Annotated in this window: 19 protein-coding genes and 1 other annotated feature; of the genes, 16 read left to right on the forward strand and 3 right to left on the reverse strand. The window is 38.4% G+C overall.

Translation table 11 applies throughout. From position 1 onward, the window contains the following. Positions 1 to 119: 119 nt before the first annotated feature. The 11 genes from COD92_RS04905 to COD92_RS04955 all read left to right on the forward strand — a co-directional run bounded on the left by COD92_RS04905 (position 120) and on the right by COD92_RS04955 (position 11992). Positions 120 to 263 carry a YqzL family protein gene (locus COD92_RS04905; RefSeq protein WP_098529956.1) on the forward strand — a complete coding sequence of 48 codons (144 nt, stop codon included), beginning with the start codon at positions 120 to 122 and terminating at the stop codon, positions 261 to 263. Positions 264 to 299: 36 nt separating this feature from the next. Then, complete coding sequence (gene recO, locus COD92_RS04910) at positions 300 to 1052, forward strand: DNA repair protein RecO (protein WP_098529957.1); 753 nt, start codon at positions 300 to 302, stop codon at positions 1050 to 1052. A 114-nt stretch (positions 1053 to 1166) separates the two neighbouring features. Next, positions 1167 to 1351 (forward strand) — a binding site (T-box leader). A gap of 73 nt (positions 1352 to 1424) precedes the next feature. Then, entirely contained in the window at positions 1425 to 2807 is a 1383-nt protein-coding gene (locus COD92_RS04915; protein WP_098529958.1) for a glycine--tRNA ligase, read from the forward strand. 123 nt (positions 2808 to 2930) lie between these two features. Continuing rightward, complete coding sequence (gene ccpN / locus COD92_RS04920; RefSeq protein WP_176541175.1) at positions 2931 to 3566, forward strand: transcriptional regulator CcpN; 636 nt, start codon at positions 2931 to 2933, stop codon at positions 3564 to 3566. A 26-nt stretch (positions 3567 to 3592) separates the two neighbouring features. Further along, a complete protein-coding gene (locus COD92_RS04925) occupies positions 3593 to 4402 on the forward strand; it encodes a pyruvate, water dikinase regulatory protein (protein ID WP_098529960.1) in 810 nt (269 codons plus the stop codon). A 542-nt stretch (positions 4403 to 4944) separates the two neighbouring features. Further along, positions 4945 to 6753 carry a DNA primase gene (dnaG, locus tag COD92_RS04930; protein WP_098529961.1) on the forward strand — a complete coding sequence of 603 codons (1809 nt, stop codon included), beginning with the start codon at positions 4945 to 4947 and terminating at the stop codon, positions 6751 to 6753. A gap of 42 nt (positions 6754 to 6795) precedes the next feature. Beyond that, entirely contained in the window at positions 6796 to 7926 is a 1131-nt protein-coding gene (gene rpoD, locus COD92_RS04935) for an RNA polymerase sigma factor RpoD (protein ID WP_098529962.1), read from the forward strand. Positions 7927 to 8308: 382 nt separating this feature from the next. Then, entirely contained in the window at positions 8309 to 9448 is a 1140-nt protein-coding gene (locus COD92_RS04940) for an acyl-CoA dehydrogenase family protein (protein ID WP_098529963.1), read from the forward strand. A 190-nt stretch (positions 9449 to 9638) separates the two neighbouring features. Continuing rightward, on the forward strand, positions 9639 to 10001 hold the full coding sequence (gene cccA, locus COD92_RS04945) for a cytochrome c550 (RefSeq protein WP_098529964.1): 363 nt from the start codon (positions 9639 to 9641) through the stop codon (positions 9999 to 10001). A 168-nt stretch (positions 10002 to 10169) separates the two neighbouring features. Then, the gene (locus COD92_RS04950; RefSeq protein ID WP_098529965.1) at positions 10170 to 10877 is read left to right on the forward strand and encodes a tRNA (adenine(22)-N(1))-methyltransferase; all 708 of its coding nucleotides are present in this window, start codon (positions 10170 to 10172) and stop codon (positions 10875 to 10877) included. After that, entirely contained in the window at positions 10877 to 11992 is a 1116-nt protein-coding gene (locus COD92_RS04955; protein ID WP_098529966.1) for a Nif3-like dinuclear metal center hexameric protein, read from the forward strand. The genes COD92_RS04950 and COD92_RS04955 overlap by 1 nt, the downstream gene beginning before the upstream one ends. A gap of 128 nt (positions 11993 to 12120) precedes the next feature. Here the strand turns inward: COD92_RS04955 and COD92_RS04960 are convergent, their stop codons facing one another. Further along, positions 12121 to 13068 carry a 4-hydroxy-3-methylbut-2-enyl diphosphate reductase gene (locus COD92_RS04960; protein ID WP_098529967.1) on the reverse strand — a complete coding sequence of 316 codons (948 nt, stop codon included), beginning with the start codon at positions 13066 to 13068 and terminating at the stop codon, positions 12121 to 12123. Between the two features lie 188 nt (positions 13069 to 13256). After that, positions 13257 to 13901, reverse strand: a complete 645-nt coding sequence (gene vrrA / locus COD92_RS04965; protein ID WP_176541176.1) for a VrrA/YqfQ family protein — start codon at positions 13899 to 13901, stop codon at positions 13257 to 13259. 254 nt (positions 13902 to 14155) lie between these two features. On the opposite strand from vrrA, the gene COD92_RS04970 reads away from it, so the two are divergent. Together COD92_RS04970 and COD92_RS04975 are read left to right on the forward strand one after the other, a co-directional pair. Then, positions 14156 to 15472, forward strand: a complete 1317-nt coding sequence (locus COD92_RS04970) for a DEAD/DEAH box helicase (RefSeq protein ID WP_098529969.1) — start codon at positions 14156 to 14158, stop codon at positions 15470 to 15472. Between the two features lie 23 nt (positions 15473 to 15495). Further along, positions 15496 to 16389 (forward strand): deoxyribonuclease IV, encoded by an 894-nt coding sequence (locus COD92_RS04975; RefSeq protein ID WP_098529970.1) that lies wholly within the window; start codon positions 15496 to 15498, stop codon positions 16387 to 16389. A gap of 28 nt (positions 16390 to 16417) precedes the next feature. Here the strand turns inward: COD92_RS04975 and COD92_RS04980 are convergent, their stop codons facing one another. Then, positions 16418 to 16675 (reverse strand): DUF2624 domain-containing protein, encoded by a 258-nt coding sequence (locus COD92_RS04980; protein ID WP_098529971.1) that lies wholly within the window; start codon positions 16673 to 16675, stop codon positions 16418 to 16420. 168 nt (positions 16676 to 16843) lie between these two features. On the opposite strand from COD92_RS04980, the gene COD92_RS04985 reads away from it, so the two are divergent. The 3 genes from COD92_RS04985 to zur are packed head-to-tail and all read left to right on the forward strand — an operon-like array spanning position 16844 to position 18872. Continuing rightward, positions 16844 to 17617 carry a metal ABC transporter ATP-binding protein gene (locus COD92_RS04985; protein ID WP_098529972.1) on the forward strand — a complete coding sequence of 258 codons (774 nt, stop codon included), beginning with the start codon at positions 16844 to 16846 and terminating at the stop codon, positions 17615 to 17617. Next, positions 17614 to 18465: a metal ABC transporter permease gene (locus COD92_RS04990; protein WP_098529973.1), complete on the forward strand. Its 852-nt coding sequence runs from the start codon at positions 17614 to 17616 to the stop codon at positions 18463 to 18465. The genes COD92_RS04985 and COD92_RS04990 overlap by 4 nt, the downstream gene beginning before the upstream one ends. After that, positions 18462 to 18872 carry a zinc uptake transcriptional repressor Zur gene (gene zur / locus COD92_RS04995; RefSeq protein ID WP_098529974.1) on the forward strand — a complete coding sequence of 137 codons (411 nt, stop codon included), beginning with the start codon at positions 18462 to 18464 and terminating at the stop codon, positions 18870 to 18872. Before COD92_RS04990 ends, zur begins: the two co-directional genes overlap by 4 nt. Positions 18873 to 18878 lie beyond the last annotated feature (6 nt).

Genomic DNA, 18878 nt, shown 5'->3' on the forward strand with positions numbered 1-18878 from the left:
ATGCATGGACAACATTAACAATTATTTCGTCTTATATTTTGGCAAAGGCAGGCTATGATAATTATAAGGTTTGGGATTTAACATTAGGCTAGTCTAAATAATGAAAGGTGGGGTTTTCGATGATGGATTTTACGTGGAAAGTATTCCTCCAGACAGGTAATATTGACACATATCTTCTCTTTAAGGAGCTTGAGAAGGAAAACCAAGAAATACCCGGAAATCAGAATGAAGATCTAGCACAAATTGATTTTCCCGTTTCATAAGTTTGTTTTCGCTCTTACGTTAGAAGGTGACAAAAAATGCTTCAGAAATATGAAGGCATTGTCATTAGAACCACAGATTATGGTGAAACTAATAAGATAGTAACGATATATACCAGAGAAGGTGGTAAGATTGGCGTTATGGCTCGTGGAGCCAAAAAGCCAAATAGCCGCCTTTCCTCTATTTCCCAGCTGTTTACACATGGATATTTCCTCTTGCAAACCGGTTCTGGTTTAGGGAGCCTGCAGCAGGGAGAAATCATCACTTCCTTGCGCGCTATTGGAGAGGATATTTTTTTAACAGCCTATGCCAGTTATATTGTTGAATTAACAGATCGATGTACTGAGGATAAAAAACCAAACCCGTTTCATTTTGAATTGCTTTATCAGACACTTAATTATATGAATGAAGGTTTTGATCCTGATATACTCATGAATATATACGAGATGAAGATGTTAAATGTAATGGGCCTCTACCCGATTTTAGATCGATGTTCTATCTGCGGCAGTTCAGACGGTCATTTTTCATTTTCAATTCGGGAAGGCGGATTTATCTGTCATCGCTGTTTGGATAAAGATCCATATCATTTTCCATTATTACCAGCAACTGTTAAATTATTACGGCTATTTTATTATTTTGATCTTACCCGCTTAGGAAATATTTCAGTTAAAGACGAAACGAAGGCTGAATTGAAAAAAATTATCACAGCCTACTATGATGAGTATTCAGGTCTTCATCTTAAATCTAAAAAGTTTCTTAATTCGATGGATCATTTTCGTAATCTGTTATAGTTACCTTGTTGACAATGTTAGAAGTTTTCGTTACTATTTCCTTAATAAAGGCTATTTTCGCATATATTATTAAGGTCCAAAAGCAACAAAGCTTACGAAAAGAGCCTCAATAAAATATTTGCATTGACGGAGAGTAGTAATTAGCCAACTCTATAAAAGCGAACCTAGGGCGGTGTGAGCTAGGGTATAGGGCACTAATGAAGGCGTTCCTGAGCAATCGTGTTGAAGAAACACAATTTAAGGAGGCTGCATTTAAAGCAGCAAATAGGGTGGAACCGCGGGTAACTCTCGTCCCTATGCTTGTCAAAAGCATAGAGACGGGAGTTTTTTTATGTCTCCCACTATCCATTTAAAAAAAGGAGCGAGAAAACAATGAATGTAACAATGGAACAAATCGTTTCACATGCGAAACACAGAGGATTTATTTTTCCTGGGTCAGAGATATATGGAGGTTTAGCTAATACTTGGGATTACGGTCCATTAGGCGTAGAATTTAAAAACAATATCAAACAGGCTTGGTGGAAAAAATTTGTTCAAGAGTCTCCTTATAATGTCGGCTTAGATGCCAGCATCTTAATGAATCCAAGAACTTGGGAAGCCTCAGGTCATATTGGTAATTTTAATGACCCAATGATTGACTGTAAAAACTGTAAGGCCCGTCATCGTGCAGACAAACTAATTGAAAATGCCCTTGAGGAAAAAGGCATAGAAATGGTGGTAGACGGGCTTCCATTCGAAAAGATGGAAGAATTAATTAAGGAACATAACATTGCTTGTCCTGACTGTGGCAGCCATGATTTTACCGGTATTCGCCAGTTCAATTTAATGTTTAAAACATTCCAAGGGGTAACGGAAACTAGTACAAATGAAATTTTCCTTCGTCCGGAAACCGCTCAAGGTATTTTTGTAAATTTTAAAAATGTACAACGGACAATGAGGAAAAAGTTACCGTTTGGGATTGCACAGATTGGTAAAAGCTTCCGAAATGAAATTACCCCTGGTAATTTTACATTCCGAACAAGAGAATTTGAACAAATGGAGCTTGAATTTTTCTGCAAACCGGGTGAGGAGCTAAAATGGTTCGATTATTGGAAGCATTTTGCTGAAAACTGGTTATTATCTCTAGGTCTAACAAAGGAAAACATTAGGCTTCGTGACCATTCAGAAGATGAGCTTTCCCACTATAGTAATGCGACAACAGATTTTGAGTTTAAATTTCCGTTTGGCTGGGGCGAACTGTGGGGCGTAGCTTCAAGAACAGATTATGATTTGAAGCAGCATATGGATTTTTCTGGTGAAGATTTCCATTATTTAGATCAGGAAACGAATGAAAGGTATGTACCATATTGTATTGAACCATCACTTGGTGCTGACAGGGTTACGCTAGCTTTCTTAATCGATGCCTATGATGAAGAACAGCTTGAAGACGGTACTTCAAGAACGGTGATGCATTTCCATCCTGCATTAGCACCATATAAAGCTGCGGTATTACCGTTATCGAAAAAACTGTCTGAAGAGGCGAAAGAGGTATTTGCTGATTTATCAAAACACTTTACGGTGGATTATGATGAAGCAGGCTCTATCGGTAAACGCTACCGCCGCCATGATGAAATTGGTACACCATTCTGTATTACCTATGATTTTGACTCTAAAGAAGACCACATGGTTACAGTGCGTGACAGAGATACAATGGAACAAACCCGTCTCCCTATTTCTGAGTTAGTAAACTTTTTACAAGAAAAAATGGTGTTTTAAGTAAGCTAAAGGTGCGGTTGTCCGCACCTTTTATCTTTAACCATTATTATTTAAAATAGCGGAGAAGTAGTATATAATATTTCTAAATCAAACGAGGCAAGAGATTAATGTATTTTTAAGGTGGTGAGGACAATCGAACTGACTAAACGCCAGGAACATATATTACAGATCGTAAAAGATAATGGTCCAATTACTGGTGAGCAAATTGCGGACCAATTGAGTTTAACACGTGCTACATTACGGCCTGATTTGGCAATCCTAACAATGGCAGGCTTTTTGGATGCACGGCCGCGGGTTGGCTATTTTTATACTGGAAAGTCGGGGACTCAGCTATTGACTGAAAACCTACAGAAAATTTATGTCTCGGATTATCAATCTATCCCTGTGGTAGTAGGTGAAAGTGTTTCGGTTTATGATGCGATCTGTACGATGTTTCTTGAAGATGTGGGTACTTTATTCGTAGTGGATCAAAACTCGAATCTAGTCGGGGTATTGTCGAGGAAAGACTTATTGCGGGCAAGTATTGGCAAACAAGAGCTTACCAGTATCCCTATCAATATCATCATGACAAGGATGCCGAACATAACAACATGTGAACGGGAAGATTTATTAATTGATGTTGCCAGGAAACTAATTGAAAAGCAAATCGATGCCTTGCCTGTCGTAAAAAAATCGGAGACAGGGTATGAGGTTATTGGCAGAGTGACAAAAACAAACATTACAAAAGCCTTTTTGGCTTTAGCTGATGAGGAAAGATAAATAGGAAATGGAGATGATGAGGGAGAATGAGCGAGCCGATCATTTATGTGGTCTCTGATTCAGTTGGGGAGACAGCTGAATTAGTTACGAAAGCAGCGATTAGCCAGTTCAATGGATCTGGTATGAAATTAAAGAGATTTCCTTATGTGGAGGATAAAGAACATATCGAAGAGGTTTTATCCCTGGTTTCCAATGATAAGGGAATGATTGCTTATACCCTTGTAAAGCCAGATATGCGTACATATTTGAAGGAGAGAGCCGATGAAGACGGTATACAAGCTGTTGATTTAATCGGGCCTATTATTGATCAAATTCAAATTTTCAGCGGGAAAACGCCATTATGTGAACCTGGTTTGGTAAGGAAACTTGATGAAGATTATTTTAAAAAGGTTGAGGCAATCGAATTTGCAGTAAAATATGATGATGGACGAGATCCAAGAGGTCTCTTAAAGGCTGATATCGTTTTGATTGGAGTTTCAAGAACCTCTAAAACCCCATTATCTCAGTATTTGGCACATAAACGGTTAAAGGTGGCCAATGTACCGCTGGTTCCGGAAGTAGATCCGCCGGAAGAACTATATAAAGTTCCAATTGATAAGTGCTTCGGGTTGAAAATAAGTCCGGAAAAGTTAAATAATATTAGAAGAGAACGGCTGCTTTCCCTAGGATTAAACGATCAAGCAAGCTATGCTAATATTGAACGGATTAAAGAGGAATTAACCTTCTTTGAGAAGATTGTAAAGAGAATTAAGTGTCCGGTGATTGATGTGACCAATAAAGCAGTCGAAGAGACCGCAAATGTTATACTAAATTATATTCAAAAGGGAAGATTCTAACACATAGTCAATTGATTATGTGTTTTTTAACTTAAAAAAATCGAAAAAAAGTTATGGTAAAATGATAACGAATATACTATAATAAAAAATTGTGATAAAAATATATCTTTTTAGGTTTAGAGTTGCATTAGAACGAATAAACTATTTATTGTTAGATGTCAAGGCAGCCCCCTAAAAAAAATTCGACATAAATCCTTTTTATAAAAGTTATCTGATTAAGAAGGAATATGCGGAGTGATGTAGAATTTATACTTATGGATAAGGCAAATCGGCTATTTTTGTCGATTCAGATTCTTGCCCGGTCAAAATGAAATTGTCGAAATCGTATTTAAAATTCCGCTAACGTTTATTTTGCTGCTTCCTACGTTCATCATGTGAAAGAAAAATATTACATATAGAGGAGAATACGAAAGAGGGTAAATACTAATCATTTTAAGGACCAAGCAAGATTTGTGATGAAATTAACAAAAATTTTGTCGAAATTTGCAGGGATTTAATGAATGCTTGCCGAATACCTGTAGTACAAATGGAGTTGTGTTTGCATGGCAGACCTTATTGCCGAAGAAAAGATTGACCAAATTCGTCAGGCTGTTGACATAGTCGAGGTAATAAGCGATTATGTTCAACTGAAAAAACAGGGGCGAAATTACTTCGGATTATGTCCATTCCATGGAGAGAGCACCCCATCATTTTCAGTATCACCTGACAAACAAATCTTTCATTGTTTTGGTTGTGGAGCGGGGGGAAATGTATTTTCTTTTTTAATGGAGCTTGAAGGAATATCATTCCAAGAGGCAGCCATTAAACTAGCAGCGAAGGTAAATATTGATTTAGGAATAAACATACCTTCATCAAAGGGCGGAAAAAAACTTTCTAAAGAGCTTCAAGCGATGTTGGATGCCCATGAGCTTTTAAGGAAATTTTACCACCATCTCTTAGTAAATACAAAAGAAGGTCAGCATGCGCTTGAGTACTTACTGAACAGAGGGTTTACCCAAGAATCAATTGATAAGTTTCAAATTGGGTATTCATTAAATTCATGGGACTTCGTGTATAAGTTCTTGACTAAAAGGGATTTTTCACCTGAATGGATGGAGAAAGCCGGTTTAATTATCAAACGAGAGCGGGATGGAACTTACTTCGATCGTTTTAGGGACCGGATTATGTTTCCTATTTTTGACCGTCACGGTAATACGATTGCTTTTTCTGGGAGATCACTTGGGCCTGATGAGCCAAAATATTTAAATAGTCCCGAAACAGCAATCTTTAATAAAAGTAAAATTTTATATAATTATCACTTGGCAAAACCAAGCATAAAAAAACTGCAATATGCTATTTTATTTGAAGGATTTGCTGATGTAATTGCTGCAGACCGGGCTGGTGTAGAAAATGGTATAGCCACAATGGGAACGGCATTAACAGATGAGCATATTGCTCTGTTAAGACAAAATGTTCAAACGATTACCATTTGCTATGATTCCGATAAAGCGGGTATCGAGGCTGCTTACAGGGCAGGGAACCATCTTCAAGAAGCTGGCTTTCAAATTAAAGTTGCGATGATGACAGATGGTCTGGATCCTGATGAATATATTCAAAAGAATGGTACAGATAAGTTCCGCAACGAAGTCATTGGTGCAAGTTTAACCTGGATGGCCTTTAAATTTCTTTATTTCCGGCGAGGAAAAAATCTTCAGCTTGAAGGAGATCAGCTCGCATACATCGAACAGATAATCAAGGAGATAAGTAAACTCGATAAGGCTGTTGAAAGGGATCATTACTTAAGACAGCTGGCATCGGAATTTTCCCTTTCGTTAGAGGCTTTAAAGCAGCAGCAAAAGCAAATTTATTTTGCTGATAAGAGAAAATCAAATGGGTTGAAAGAACCAGCTCATAAGCCTTTGTTAGTTGTTAAGCCCGCAGAAGAACTGAAACCGAAATATGTTACAGCAGAGAGGCGGTTGATCGCCCATATGCTTAAAAATCGAGAAGTGGTATATAAAGTTCAGGAATTACTAGCAGGACAAACGTTTAATACCGATGAACATCAGGCAATAATAACCTATCTGTTAGGATTTTTTGAAGATCACACAGAACCTGACACCAGCGCGTTTTTAACCTATATTCAAGATGACAATCTTAGAAGAATGGTTGCAGACATTGAAATGATGTCCATCAATGATGAGTTAACAGATCAGGAATTAACTGATTATATCAAACAGGTGTTGAATTATCAAAAATTGTTAAAGATAAAAGAAAAAGAAGTGGAACTAAAAGAGGTTGAACGAGAAAAGGACTTTAGTAAGGCCGCAGTGATTGCTAATGAAATTAATCACTTGCGTAAATTGTTATAAATTTCATTTTATTGTCTTTGATTTTTGGAAGGAGGGGGACATATGGCTGCTGAAAAATCAGCCCGTTCAAAAGAGGTTGAAAATGAATTAACCCTTGAACAAGTAAAAGACCAGTTAACTGAACTGGGTAAAAAAATCGGTGTCCTTGCCTATGATGATATTGCTGAGAAAATGGCTAATTTTGATGTGGATTCCGAGCACATGGATGAATTTTATGAGTCCTTAACTGAGCAAGGAATTGAATTAGTAGGCGATAGTGATGAGGAAGATCCAGATATTAAAAAATTGGCAAAAGAAGATGATGAAGAATTCGATTTAAACGATCTTAGTGTTCCTCCTGGAGTTAAGATAAATGATCCTGTCCGGATGTATCTGAAAGAGATTGGCCGTGTTGACTTACTATCTGCCGAAGAAGAAATCAAGCTTGCAAACCGAATTGAGGAAGGTGACGAAGAAGCAAAACGTCGTCTTGCCGAAGCCAATTTACGGCTTGTGGTTAGTATCGCAAAACGGTATGTTGGCCGTGGCATGTTGTTTCTTGATTTGATCCAGGAAGGGAATATGGGTCTCATTAAAGCAGTTGAAAAATTTGATTATCGTAAAGGCTTTAAATTTAGTACCTATGCCACTTGGTGGATTCGTCAAGCCATAACACGTGCTATTGCTGACCAAGCAAGAACAATACGGATTCCCGTTCATATGGTTGAAACCATTAATAAACTAATTCGAGTTCAGCGTCAACTCTTGCAAGATCTTGGCCGCGAACCAACACCGGAAGAAATCGGTGAAGATATGGATTTAACTCCTGATAAGGTACGAGAAATCCTAAAAATCGCTCAAGAACCAGTATCACTTGAGACTCCAATTGGTGAAGAAGATGATTCACACTTAGGTGATTTTATTGAAGACCAGGACGCAACATCACCTTCAGAACATGCTGCCTATGAATTATTAAAAGAGCAATTAGAAGATGTTCTCGATACTCTAACTGACCGAGAAGAAAATGTTCTTAGATTGCGCTTTGGATTGGATGATGGCCGGACCCGTACCCTTGAAGAGGTAGGAAAGGTATTCGGTGTTACTCGTGAACGTATCCGTCAAATTGAAGCAAAGGCCTTGCGGAAATTGCGTCATCCAAGCCGCAGCAAACGTTTAAAAGATTTCTTAGAATAACGGAATGTATTGCTAATAATAGTCTGCTTCTTTATTGAAGTAGACTATTTTTTTTGTTCCAAACATAATAGGAGCTAACTAATGAAAGCACTTTCTGTATTGTTATTTTACTGAATTATCTCTCATTTTGCAAATAGGCATTTGGGCTTTTAGTAGCTTCTTCAGTCATTTTACTTTCTTGCAAAAAGAAAAATGTTCATATTGTGTTTTCAAACAGCAGTAAATTGGTAATTCTCTTCCCATCCATCCACGATAAAGAAAATCACTTATTTATATTTCGATAATATAATATATTTTAAAATTTAAAAATGTTATGAATTATTTACATTTCCTTATATAATAAAAAAGAAAGCGTATACAATGGTGGTTTGGGGGGATGGGAATGAATTTTGACTTAACATCTGAACAACAAATGATTAAACAAATGATCCGGCAATTTGTAGATGAAGAAGTGGCACCAGGAGCCATAGAGCGCGATCGAACAAAGCGATTTCCTGTAGAGATATTTAAAAAGCTAAGTGATTTGGGGATGATGGGTCTACCTTTTCCAGAAAAATATGGCGGCAGCGGAGCGGATACAATCAGCTTTGCGATCGTCGTTGAAGAGTTAAGCAGGGGATGCGGCTCGACGGGGATAACCTACTCTGCTCATATTTCTCTAGGCGGTGCACCGCTCAATTTGTTTGGAACTGAGGAGCAAAAGCTTAAATATTTAACCCCGATTTGTACAGGAGAATCATTGGGGGCATTTGGTCTAACAGAACCTAATGCCGGCTCAGACGCAGGGGGAACAAGGACATCGGCCAAAGAAGCAAATGGCGAATTTATTATAAATGGAAATAAGTGCTTTATTACCAATGCCAGTTATGCGCACCATTTAGCTTTAACAGCTGTAACTGGCGGGAAGAATGGACAAAAGGAGATTAGTGCCATTATAGTTCCTACAAACTCTGAGGGGTTTACCATCATTGATAATTATGAAAAGATGGGTTTGAATGCCTCTAATACAACAGAGCTGGTGCTAGAAAATGTAAAAGTACCTGTTGATCACCTTCTGGGGAAGCGTGGAGAGGGCTTTAGGCAATTTTTAATCACGTTGGATGGTGGACGTATCGGGATTGGTGCAATGGCTGTAGGTATCGCTCAAGGTGCCTATGAGAGAGCATTAGCCTATGCGAAGGAAAGAAAACAATTTGGCAAATCCATTTCCTCCTTTCAGGCTGTTCAATTTAAGCTTGCCGATATGGCAATGAAAATTGAACTAGCACGAAATCTGGTCTATAAGGCCGCTTGGTTAAAAGACCAAGGGAGGCCGTTTTCCAAGGAAGCTGCCATGTGTAAGTTATACGCATCCGAAATGTGTATGGAAGTCACAGACCAAGCCGTTCAAATCCATGGTGGTTACGGTTATATGAAGGAGTATCAGGTAGAAAGAATGATGCGTGACGCAAAGCTCCTAGAGATCGGTGAGGGGACATCGGAAGTACAAAGAATCGTTATATCCCGCCTTATCGGCTGCTAATAAATGAATAGAAAGAAGAGAGACTGAAGAAATAATTTATTATTTTCTCTGTCTCTTTTTTCATTATTATGAAGATTATAGTGATAAAATAAGTTTAGGGCTTTTCCTTCTGTTATTTTTCAAGTAAAATAGTAATTGTTTGTAAACTATTTATTTTTAACAAGCGTTCGTACATAAGGGAGGTAAGATCATGAAACGGAATCCGGTAATTCCTTACATTCTTGTCATGGTTTTTGGGATTGTATTAGTGTTTATCCTTTCTTTTAAAGGACTAGGAGACATGAAAGAAATGGCAAAGGATAAAGGGAAAGGCGGCGAGACAACAGAGGTTGCAGCTTCAAAGCCAGAAGATATTTATAAGCAAACCTGTATTGCTTGCCACGGGGATCAGTATCAAGGGGTAGTAGGTCCTACATTAAAAGGTGTTGGCAGTAAGTATTCTAAAGCAGAGATTGTTAACATTATTACAAAAGGTAAAGGTAACATGCCGTCAGGTCTTGTTCCTCAAGAACAAGCTGAAGCAATGGCAGAATGGGTATCTAAAATTAAATAATAAAAGAAGTCCTTTGCATAAGTGAAGGACTTTTTTTATACTAAAACGAAGAGCGGAAGCGCCTTGAAGAGGGAAAAAAGTAGTTCATTTTTTCCTAGGGGCTGCAGCTGGACAATTCTCTAAGTTCAATGAATAGATAATATAAATTTTAGTAAAAGTGGTGGAATTTTGAATACAGATAAGTTATCAGTTCGATTAACGACAGTCGCAAAGTATGTAATAGATGGGGCACGGATGGCGGATATTGGGTCCGATCATGCGTATTTACCATGTTACTTAGCTAAAAATTTAAAAATTTCGTTTGCTATCGCTGGGGAAGTTGCTCAAGGGCCATTTCAATCTACTGAGAAAAACGTCTTGGCAGAAGGACTAGTAGATACAATTGCCGTTCGTATGGGGGATGGGCTTGAGGTTATTGAGCCTGGTGAGGTTGATTGTATTACCATTGCTGGGATGGGTGGGGCACTTATCTCCAGTATCTTGGACAATGGGAAAGACAAGCTAGATTCAGTGCAGCGCCTCATATTACAGCCTAATATTAGCGCAATTTCGATTCGAACATGGCTTTTAGCAAACAACTGGGAATTAATTGCAGAAGAAATTATTGAGGAAGACTCGAAGATCTACGAGATCCTAGTAGCGGAAAGGGGAGACCCTCTTAAGCCGTACCAGATAAAGAGAGATGAGGGGCTTTTGTTAGGGCCGTTCCTACTAAAACAAAAGAATGAGATTTTTAAAAAGAAGTGGACAGCCGAAATGAATAACTGGCAGCGGATTTCAAAAGCATTGGAAGGAGCTTCGGAAACGGTCGAAACAATCGAAAAAAGACAAGAGTTGACCGATAAAATAAAACTTGTAGAGGGGGTCCTTAAATAATGAAAAATCCGAATGGTCATGAAATCATCCAACTTTTTGAGCAATTTTCTCCAAAAGGATTGGCAATGGAAGGCGATAAAATCGGCTTACAAATTGGGCGATTAAATAAAAAGGTTGAACGGGTAATGATTGCACTTGATGTTCTCGAGCAGGTTATTGACGAAGCAATTGAAAAAGATGTTCAGCTTATAATCGCACATCATCCTATCATCTATCGTCCACTTAAAAACCTGTTGACAGATACAACCCAGGGCAAAATGATCGAAAAGTTATTAAAACATGATATAGCTGTTTATGCAGCCCATACAAACTTGGATGTAGCTAAAGGCGGGGTTAATGACCTTTTGGCAGAAGCTTTAGAGCTTGAGGATGCAGAGGTCTTGGTTCCTACGGTTAATACAAAGCTTAAGAAATTAGTGGTCTTTGTTCCTTCTAGTCATGAAGAGGAAATTAGACAAGTGCTGGGAAATGCAGGGGCAGGTTTTATCGGAAACTACAGCCATTGTTCTTTTTCAGCAAATGGAACAGGGAGATTTTTACCAGGTGAACATACAGATCCCTTTCTGGGCAAACCAGGTCAGTTAGAAGAAGTGGATGAAGTGAGACTAGAAACGATTGTGCCTGAACCAATTTTAAAGAAAACGATCACCGCCATGATCAAGGCACATCCTTATGAAGAAGTAGCTTATGATGTATACCCAGTAGAGAATAGAGGGGAAGCACTCGGTCTCGGCAGAATCGGAAAAGTGAAAGAAATGACATTAGCTGAATTTGCCGAAAAGGTAAAATCGTCCTTAGGCGTTTCGACTGTACGGGTGGTTGGCGATTTATCAGCCAATGTAAAAAAAGTTGCCGTATTAGGCGGTGATGGCAATAAATATTTTATGAGTGCCAAGTATAAAGGGGCAGATGTGTATGTTACAGGGGATATCTATTATCATACCGCACATGATGCGATGATGCAGGGCTTAAATATGATTGACCCGGGACATAATGTTGAAAAAGTGATGAAAAAAGGGCTGACCAAAGTACTCCAAAAGATGTGCCAAGAGTCTGGTTACAACGTTGACATTTTCCCTTCAGAAGAAAATACAGATCCCTTTCAGTTTGTTTAATCACACATTAAAAGAACCGGTCTTATGGGACACGGTTCTTTTAAGTTGAAAATTGTCCAGCTCCAGCGCCTTGATCAGGAAAAAATGAACTACTTTTTTCCCTGTTCAAGGCGCTGGAGCTTTTCTTATTATTTTTCTGTACTTTTTACTCGAGGTAATATTTTGCTTAATTGAACTTGTTTACGGCGTTCCCAGGTTGCTTCATTAGTTGGATCAAATTGCTCAAGGAAAGAGATGACCTCTTTGGTAATTGGTGTTGGTGTTGAGGCACCGGATGTGACCGCCACTGTCTTAGCGCCCTTTATCCAATCAAGTTCTAATTCGGTTATATCGGCAATACGATATGCTTTTGTTCCAGCAATTTCCTCTGAAACCTGGGCCAGTCGATTCGAGTTATTACTTTTTGGGTCTCCAACCACGATTGTAACGTCTGCTTCTGTTGCTTGACCGGCTACCGCTTCCTGCCTGATTTGTGTAGCATGGCAAATTTCGTTATAGACTGCAACATGCGGATATTTTTCCTTTACTTTTTTCATCGTATCCGCAACATCCCACTGACTCATAGTTGTTTGGTTCGTCACAATCAGTTTGTCACTTTGAACGGTTAATGCTTCAACATCGTTAGGAGTTTCGACTAAATGAACCATACCTGGAGCAACCCCGACAGCACCTTCAGGCTCTGGATGCCCCTTTTTACCGATATAAATAACTTGATACCCTTGTTTGGTTTTCTCCTCAATCAAATCATGTGTTTTTGTTACATCAGGACATGTTGCATCAATTGTTACTAAGCCTTTCTTCTTCGCAAGCTCACGTACCTCTGGTGAAATGCCGTGGGCGGTAAAAATAACCGTTCCAGATTCCACTTTATCAAGAATATCAATACGATTTTTTCCATCAAGAGTAATGATTCCTTCTTCTGCAAAGGCATCTGTGACATGTTTATTATGAACAATCATCCCTAAAATGTAGATAGGACGAGGTAATGATTTATCTAAAGCGGCATTTCTCGCAATGACCATGGCATCGACAACTCCATAGCAATAACCGCGTGGTGATATTTTAATGATTTGCATATATAAAGTCCTCCTAAATGAACTTTTCGTTTAGTTAATTACCAAAAGATGTTTTCACTGGCTTTTAGGCTTTTCTGCTAGTCTATGTATTTATTATATAAAACTAATAGATATAATACAAAGATACATTTTTCCTGTGAAAATTATCTGAAAAATAAAAGAATGCTGGGTTTCAGCATTCAGAAATTTTATATATACATTTTCGGAATTGAACTTCCCTTTTGGTGCTGTTGAGAACGTGACTTTTGATTGGACTTCCGCTCGACAGACTTATTTGAATTTACAGATTTCGAACTTTCGCTGCTGGAAGATTCCTCTACAGTTGAATCTGACTTTGGATTCTTACTGGATGAGTCACTGCTCTTAGTAGCATTTTTAAAGCCTCGATAAAGCTTCCACATCGCAGGTATATTTTTTACCATTGGACCGTATTGTTGGATCATGGGTCCAATGGTTTGTGCTGTCTTTAACACTTGCTGGGTATTGTTTAAAATCCCATTTAATCCCCCAGGAGTGCTTAGGGATTGCATTAAGCCGCCACCGCTTCCTGCTGCTCTGCCCATTCCCATAAGTCCGCCTGGTGTACCTGTCTGAGTACCTTTACCGAGAAGTTTCGAGAGTATTCCTCCTCCCGCTCTACCCATCTGACCGGATCCGGGCCCCATTCTGGCTCCCATCATTGAGTTCCCTCCGCCAAAAGGTCCTGCTTGAGGCCTCATCATCGGATTTCTTCCGAAAGAAGGCTGGCCCCCCGGCCCCATCATCGGACCACCTCCACCGAACATTTGCTGCCCCATTCCACCGTTAAAGGGCATTCTTGGTCTTGGCTGCATTCTACGACCTCCTTTCTTACATGACTTCATACATTAAAGTATGCATAAAACCAATTTTGGTTTAGGTTTACACACAAGGAAAAAACTAATTTCGTTTTAAAATTTGCCTTATTAGTAAAAGCTGAGAATAAAATGATAAGTTAACTGGTTATTTAGGTGAAATTTTACTATAATAACATGATGGACATAGAGAAGGAAGCGTACCTTAAGGAAATACTACTCCATAATAGATTAATTAGACTAGGAGCTATTTTATGAAATCAAATCAATTTGAGCGATTTAAGTTTCAGCCTTTTATTATAGAAGCACTGAATCAATTTGGTTTTTATGAGCCAACAGAAATTCAGGAACGGATGATCCCATTAGTATTAAAAGGGGAGAGTGCCATTGGTCAGTCCCAAACGGGAACAGGTAAAACATTTGCTTATGTTTTGCCGATTTTAGAAGGGATTGATCCAGCGCGTCAAGAAGTTCAAGCAGTAATAACGGCGCCAACCAGAGAATTAGCCTCACAAATTTATCACCAGATTTTGAAGGTTACTGAACATTGCAGTCCTGATAAGCAAATTATGACTAGATGTTATATAGGGGGGACAGATAAGCTGCGGACCATTGAAAAACTTAAGGTTCAGCCGCAAATTGTTGTCGGCACCCCTGGTAGAATTAAAGATCTTATGGTGGAGCAGGCCCTATTTATCCATACATCCAACATCCTTGTGGTTGACGAGGCTGACATGATGTTAGATATGGGATTCATTGAAGATGTTGATCAAGTTGCAGCAAAAATGCCTGAGAAACTGCAAATGATGGTTTTTTCTGCTACCATTCCTGAAAAGTTAAAACCATTTTTAAAAAAATATATGGAGAATCCAAAGACCATTCAGATTGAATCAAAGAGAAAAGCGGCAGCGAATTTAGAGCATTATCTGTTGCCATCAAGGCATCGCAATAAAAAACAGCTTGTACATGATGCACTGCTTGCCTACAATCCATATCTTGCGATTGTTTTTACCAATACAAAAAAGATGGCGGAAGAAGTTGCCTATTTCTTAAATGAAAAGGGCCTAAAAGTGGGTCGGGTCCATGGTGACTTAAATCCTCGTGAACGAAAAAAGATGATGAAACAAATACAGGACTTGGAGTATCAGTATATTGTTGCGACCGATCTTGCTTCAAGAGGGATCGATATTGAAGGTGTCAGCCATGTCATTAATTATGAACTTCCGACAGATTTGGATTTTTATATTCACAGGGTAGGAAGAACGGCGCGGGCAGGTAATTCCGGTATTGCCCTAACGATATATGAGAGCTCTGATGAGGATGCTTTGAACAGGTTGGAAAAAATGGGCATCCAATTTAAACATGTTGACTTCAAAAATGAGGAAATCGTAGAAATTGACGAAAGAAATAAAAGGAAGACACGTGTAAGGAAAGAAGATGAAGCGGATCGAACCGCTAAATCGATGGTCAAAAAACCACAAAGGGTAAAACCAGGATACAAAAAGAAGATGCAGTGGGAAATGGATAAAATAAAAAAACGGCAGCGAAAGATAGAGAAAAGAAAGAAATAATCATATAAAGGGAGAGAACAGGGATGTTGAAAATCGGCTCACATGTTTCAATGAGTGGAAAAGATATGCTGCTTGCAGCCAGCGCTGAAGCTGTATCCTATGGTGCCAATACTTTTATGATTTATACGGGTGCACCGCAAAATACCAGAAGAAAGAAAATAGAAGATCTGAACATTGAAGCAGGAAGACGACATATGGAAATGAACGGGATCACTGAAATCATTGTTCATGCTCCATATATCATTAATATTGGAAACACAACAAATCCGGATACATTTGAATTAGGTGTAAGATTCTTGCGCAGTGAAATTGAAAGAACAGAGGCACTTGGAGCAAAGCAGATTGTTCTCCATCCGGGTGCCCATGTTGGTGCTGGAACAGAACTGGGTATCAAAAAAATCATTGAGGGTTTGAATGAAGTATTGACCGGTAAGGAACAGGTTCAAATTGCCTTAGAAACAATGGCCGGAAAAGGTTCTGAATGCGGGAAATCATTTGAGGAACTGGCGATGATTATCGATGGGGTCAACTTTAATGATAAATTGTCTGTTTGTTTTGATACTTGTCATACACATGATGCCGGCTATAACATTGTAGAAGACTTTGATGGTGTCTTAAATGAATTTGATAAAATTATCGGCATAGATAAGCTTAAAGTACTTCATATCAATGACAGTAAAAATTCAATTGGGATGAGAAAAGACCGCCACGAAAACATCGGATTTGGTCATATTGGATTTAAAGCACTAAATTATGTGGTTCATCATCCGCAATTACAGGACGTTCCTAAGATATTAGAGACTCCCTTCGTTGGTGAAGACAAAAATAATAAAAAACCGCCTTATAAATTTGAAATCAACATGCTCAGGGAGCAAGTGTTTAATGAGAAATTATTAGATGAAATTATGCAAGGATAAGAAAAAAGCTGTGCTCCGGCACAGCTTTTTATTGCTTTGTGAATTGAATTAACAAATTATTAACTTCTCGTGCCGTTTCAGGTCCAGCAGCCTTAGCAATTTGCTTTACCAATTGCGCACGCTGTGTATTATCAAAAATATTAATATTTTTCCCTCTTAAGTATTCGGCGATCTTGATGGCTTGCCCGCGGCTAACTGTTATATTAAATTGATTTGCATACTTTACAAGCTCTTCTGCTGTGATAGTGTTAATTTTATGATTAATGATGCTTTCAAATATTTTCACCCTCATCACTCCTCCATGCTAATGTATGAAGAACGGGATAGAGTGTGACAATGGATTATAAAGGGGTTTGTGTCAAGTTACTAACCCTTTACAATTGGAAAGTCCTATTGTATACTACTTGAAGTTAAATCGGAATGATTCTTATAATTAAAAGTGAGAGTGTGAACCATGCAAGCAATAATTGAAATAAAACATCTTTCATACCGTTATGAAAAAGAGAGTGTGCTTGAAGATATTAGTATTACAATCCCTGATGGATCTTTTTTGGCCATTGTCGGACCAAATGGTTCAGGTAAATCTACCTTGTTAAAATTAGTATTAGGTTTATTAAGGCTGCAAAGAGGGGACATATTTTTATTTGGCCAGGAAATAAGTAAATTTAAAGACTGGCAAAAAATTGGTTATGTTTCTCAAAAGGCAAATTCCTTTAATACAGGATTTCCGGCCACTGTTTTTGAAGTTGTTTCAAGCGGATTAACCAAAAAGTTAGGGCTGTTTACCTTTTTTAAAAAAGAACATAAGGAGAAGGTAATCGAAGCACTCGAGGCAGTAGGGATGGCGGAGTTTAGTCAGAGAAATATTGGCGAACTGTCCGGTGGCCAGCAGCAAAGAGTATTTATTGCCCGCGCACTTGTAAGCGAACCGAATCTTTTGATTTTGGATGAACCGACCGTTGGGGTGGATGCGGAAAATGTACATTCGTTCTACGAGATGCTAGGCGACTTAAATACCAGCAGGGGGATCACGCTGTTATTGGTTACCCATGATATCGGCACCATATCCGATAAGGTGACACATGTCGCTTGTTTAAATAAACATTTGCATTTTCATGGTGATACAGAAGAATTTGAACAAGTTAGCAACAAGGGATTGTCTAAGGTTTATGGTCATGATGTTCACGTGCTGGCCCATAACCATGAACATGGAGGCGTTAAAAATTGATTGAAGGTATTTTTCATTATGAGTTTTTACAAAATGCGTTCTTAACTGGGCTTTTGATTGGAATTCTAGCCCCATTGCTAGGTGTGTTTATCGTTGTCAGAAGGCTATCGTTAATCGCTGATGCATTAAGCCATGTTACCTTGGCTGGTATAGCTGCGAGTCTTTTAATTGAGAATAAACTTACCATGATGGCAGGATTGAACCCTCTTTATATGGGGATGGTTTTTTCTGTTGGCGGATCATTGTTTATTGAAAAGCTTAGAGGAGTTTATAAGCAGTATCAGGAGTTAGCGATTCCCATCATTATGTCAGGCGGAATTGGGCTTGGGGTTATTTTTATTTCGCTTGCCAATGGATTTAATACGGACTTATATAGTTATTTATTTGGCAGTGTCTCAGCTGTTAGCCGAATCGATTTATGGGTTATATTGGCTATAAGTTTGATTGTTATCTTAATCATTATTTTTTTATATAAAGAACTATTTTTACTTTCTTTTGATGAGGAACATGCCAAAGCCTCAGGAATACCTGCGAAAAGTATTCATTTTATCTTTATTGTCATGGTCGCACTTGTGATTGCTGCATCCATGAGAATTGTTGGGATTTTGTTGGTTTCCTCGCTAATGACACTACCAGTTGCGGCAAGTATTCGAATAGCAAAAGGGTTCAAGCAAACGATCTTCTTTTCTATTCTCTTTGGTGAACTCTCTGTATTAGGCGGGCTTTTTACTGCCTATTATCTTGATCTTGCTCCCGGGGGTACGATTGTTATGCTTGCCGTTCTAATTTTAATAATGGCAATCTTTTATAAAAAAATGACCAGTGGATTAGGAGGAGGAGCTAAGTGAATGTAAACGAAGCCATACAGCACCTAAAGGATAATGGATTTAAGCAAACAGGAAAAAGAGAAGATATGCTTCAATTATTCGCAGATCATGATAAATATTTAACCGCTAAAGATGTACTCGATTTATTAAAAGATGATTATCCAGGATTGAGTTTCGATACCATTTACCGTAATCTTTCTCTATTTGTCGAAATGGGCATATTAGAAATGACCGAGTTATCAGGGGAAAAACATTTTCGCTTTACCTGTTCCAGAAACCACCATCATCATCATTTTATCTGTTTAGACTGTGGAAAAACAAAAGAAATTGATACTTGTCCCATGGATGGTTTAAGTGAAAATCTTAAGGGATATGATATTTCAGGGCATAAATTTGAAATATATGGACGGTGTCCTGATTGCCTTTAAAAAACA

The sequence above is a fragment of the Bacillus sp. AFS037270 genome (genome assembly GCF_002585305.1).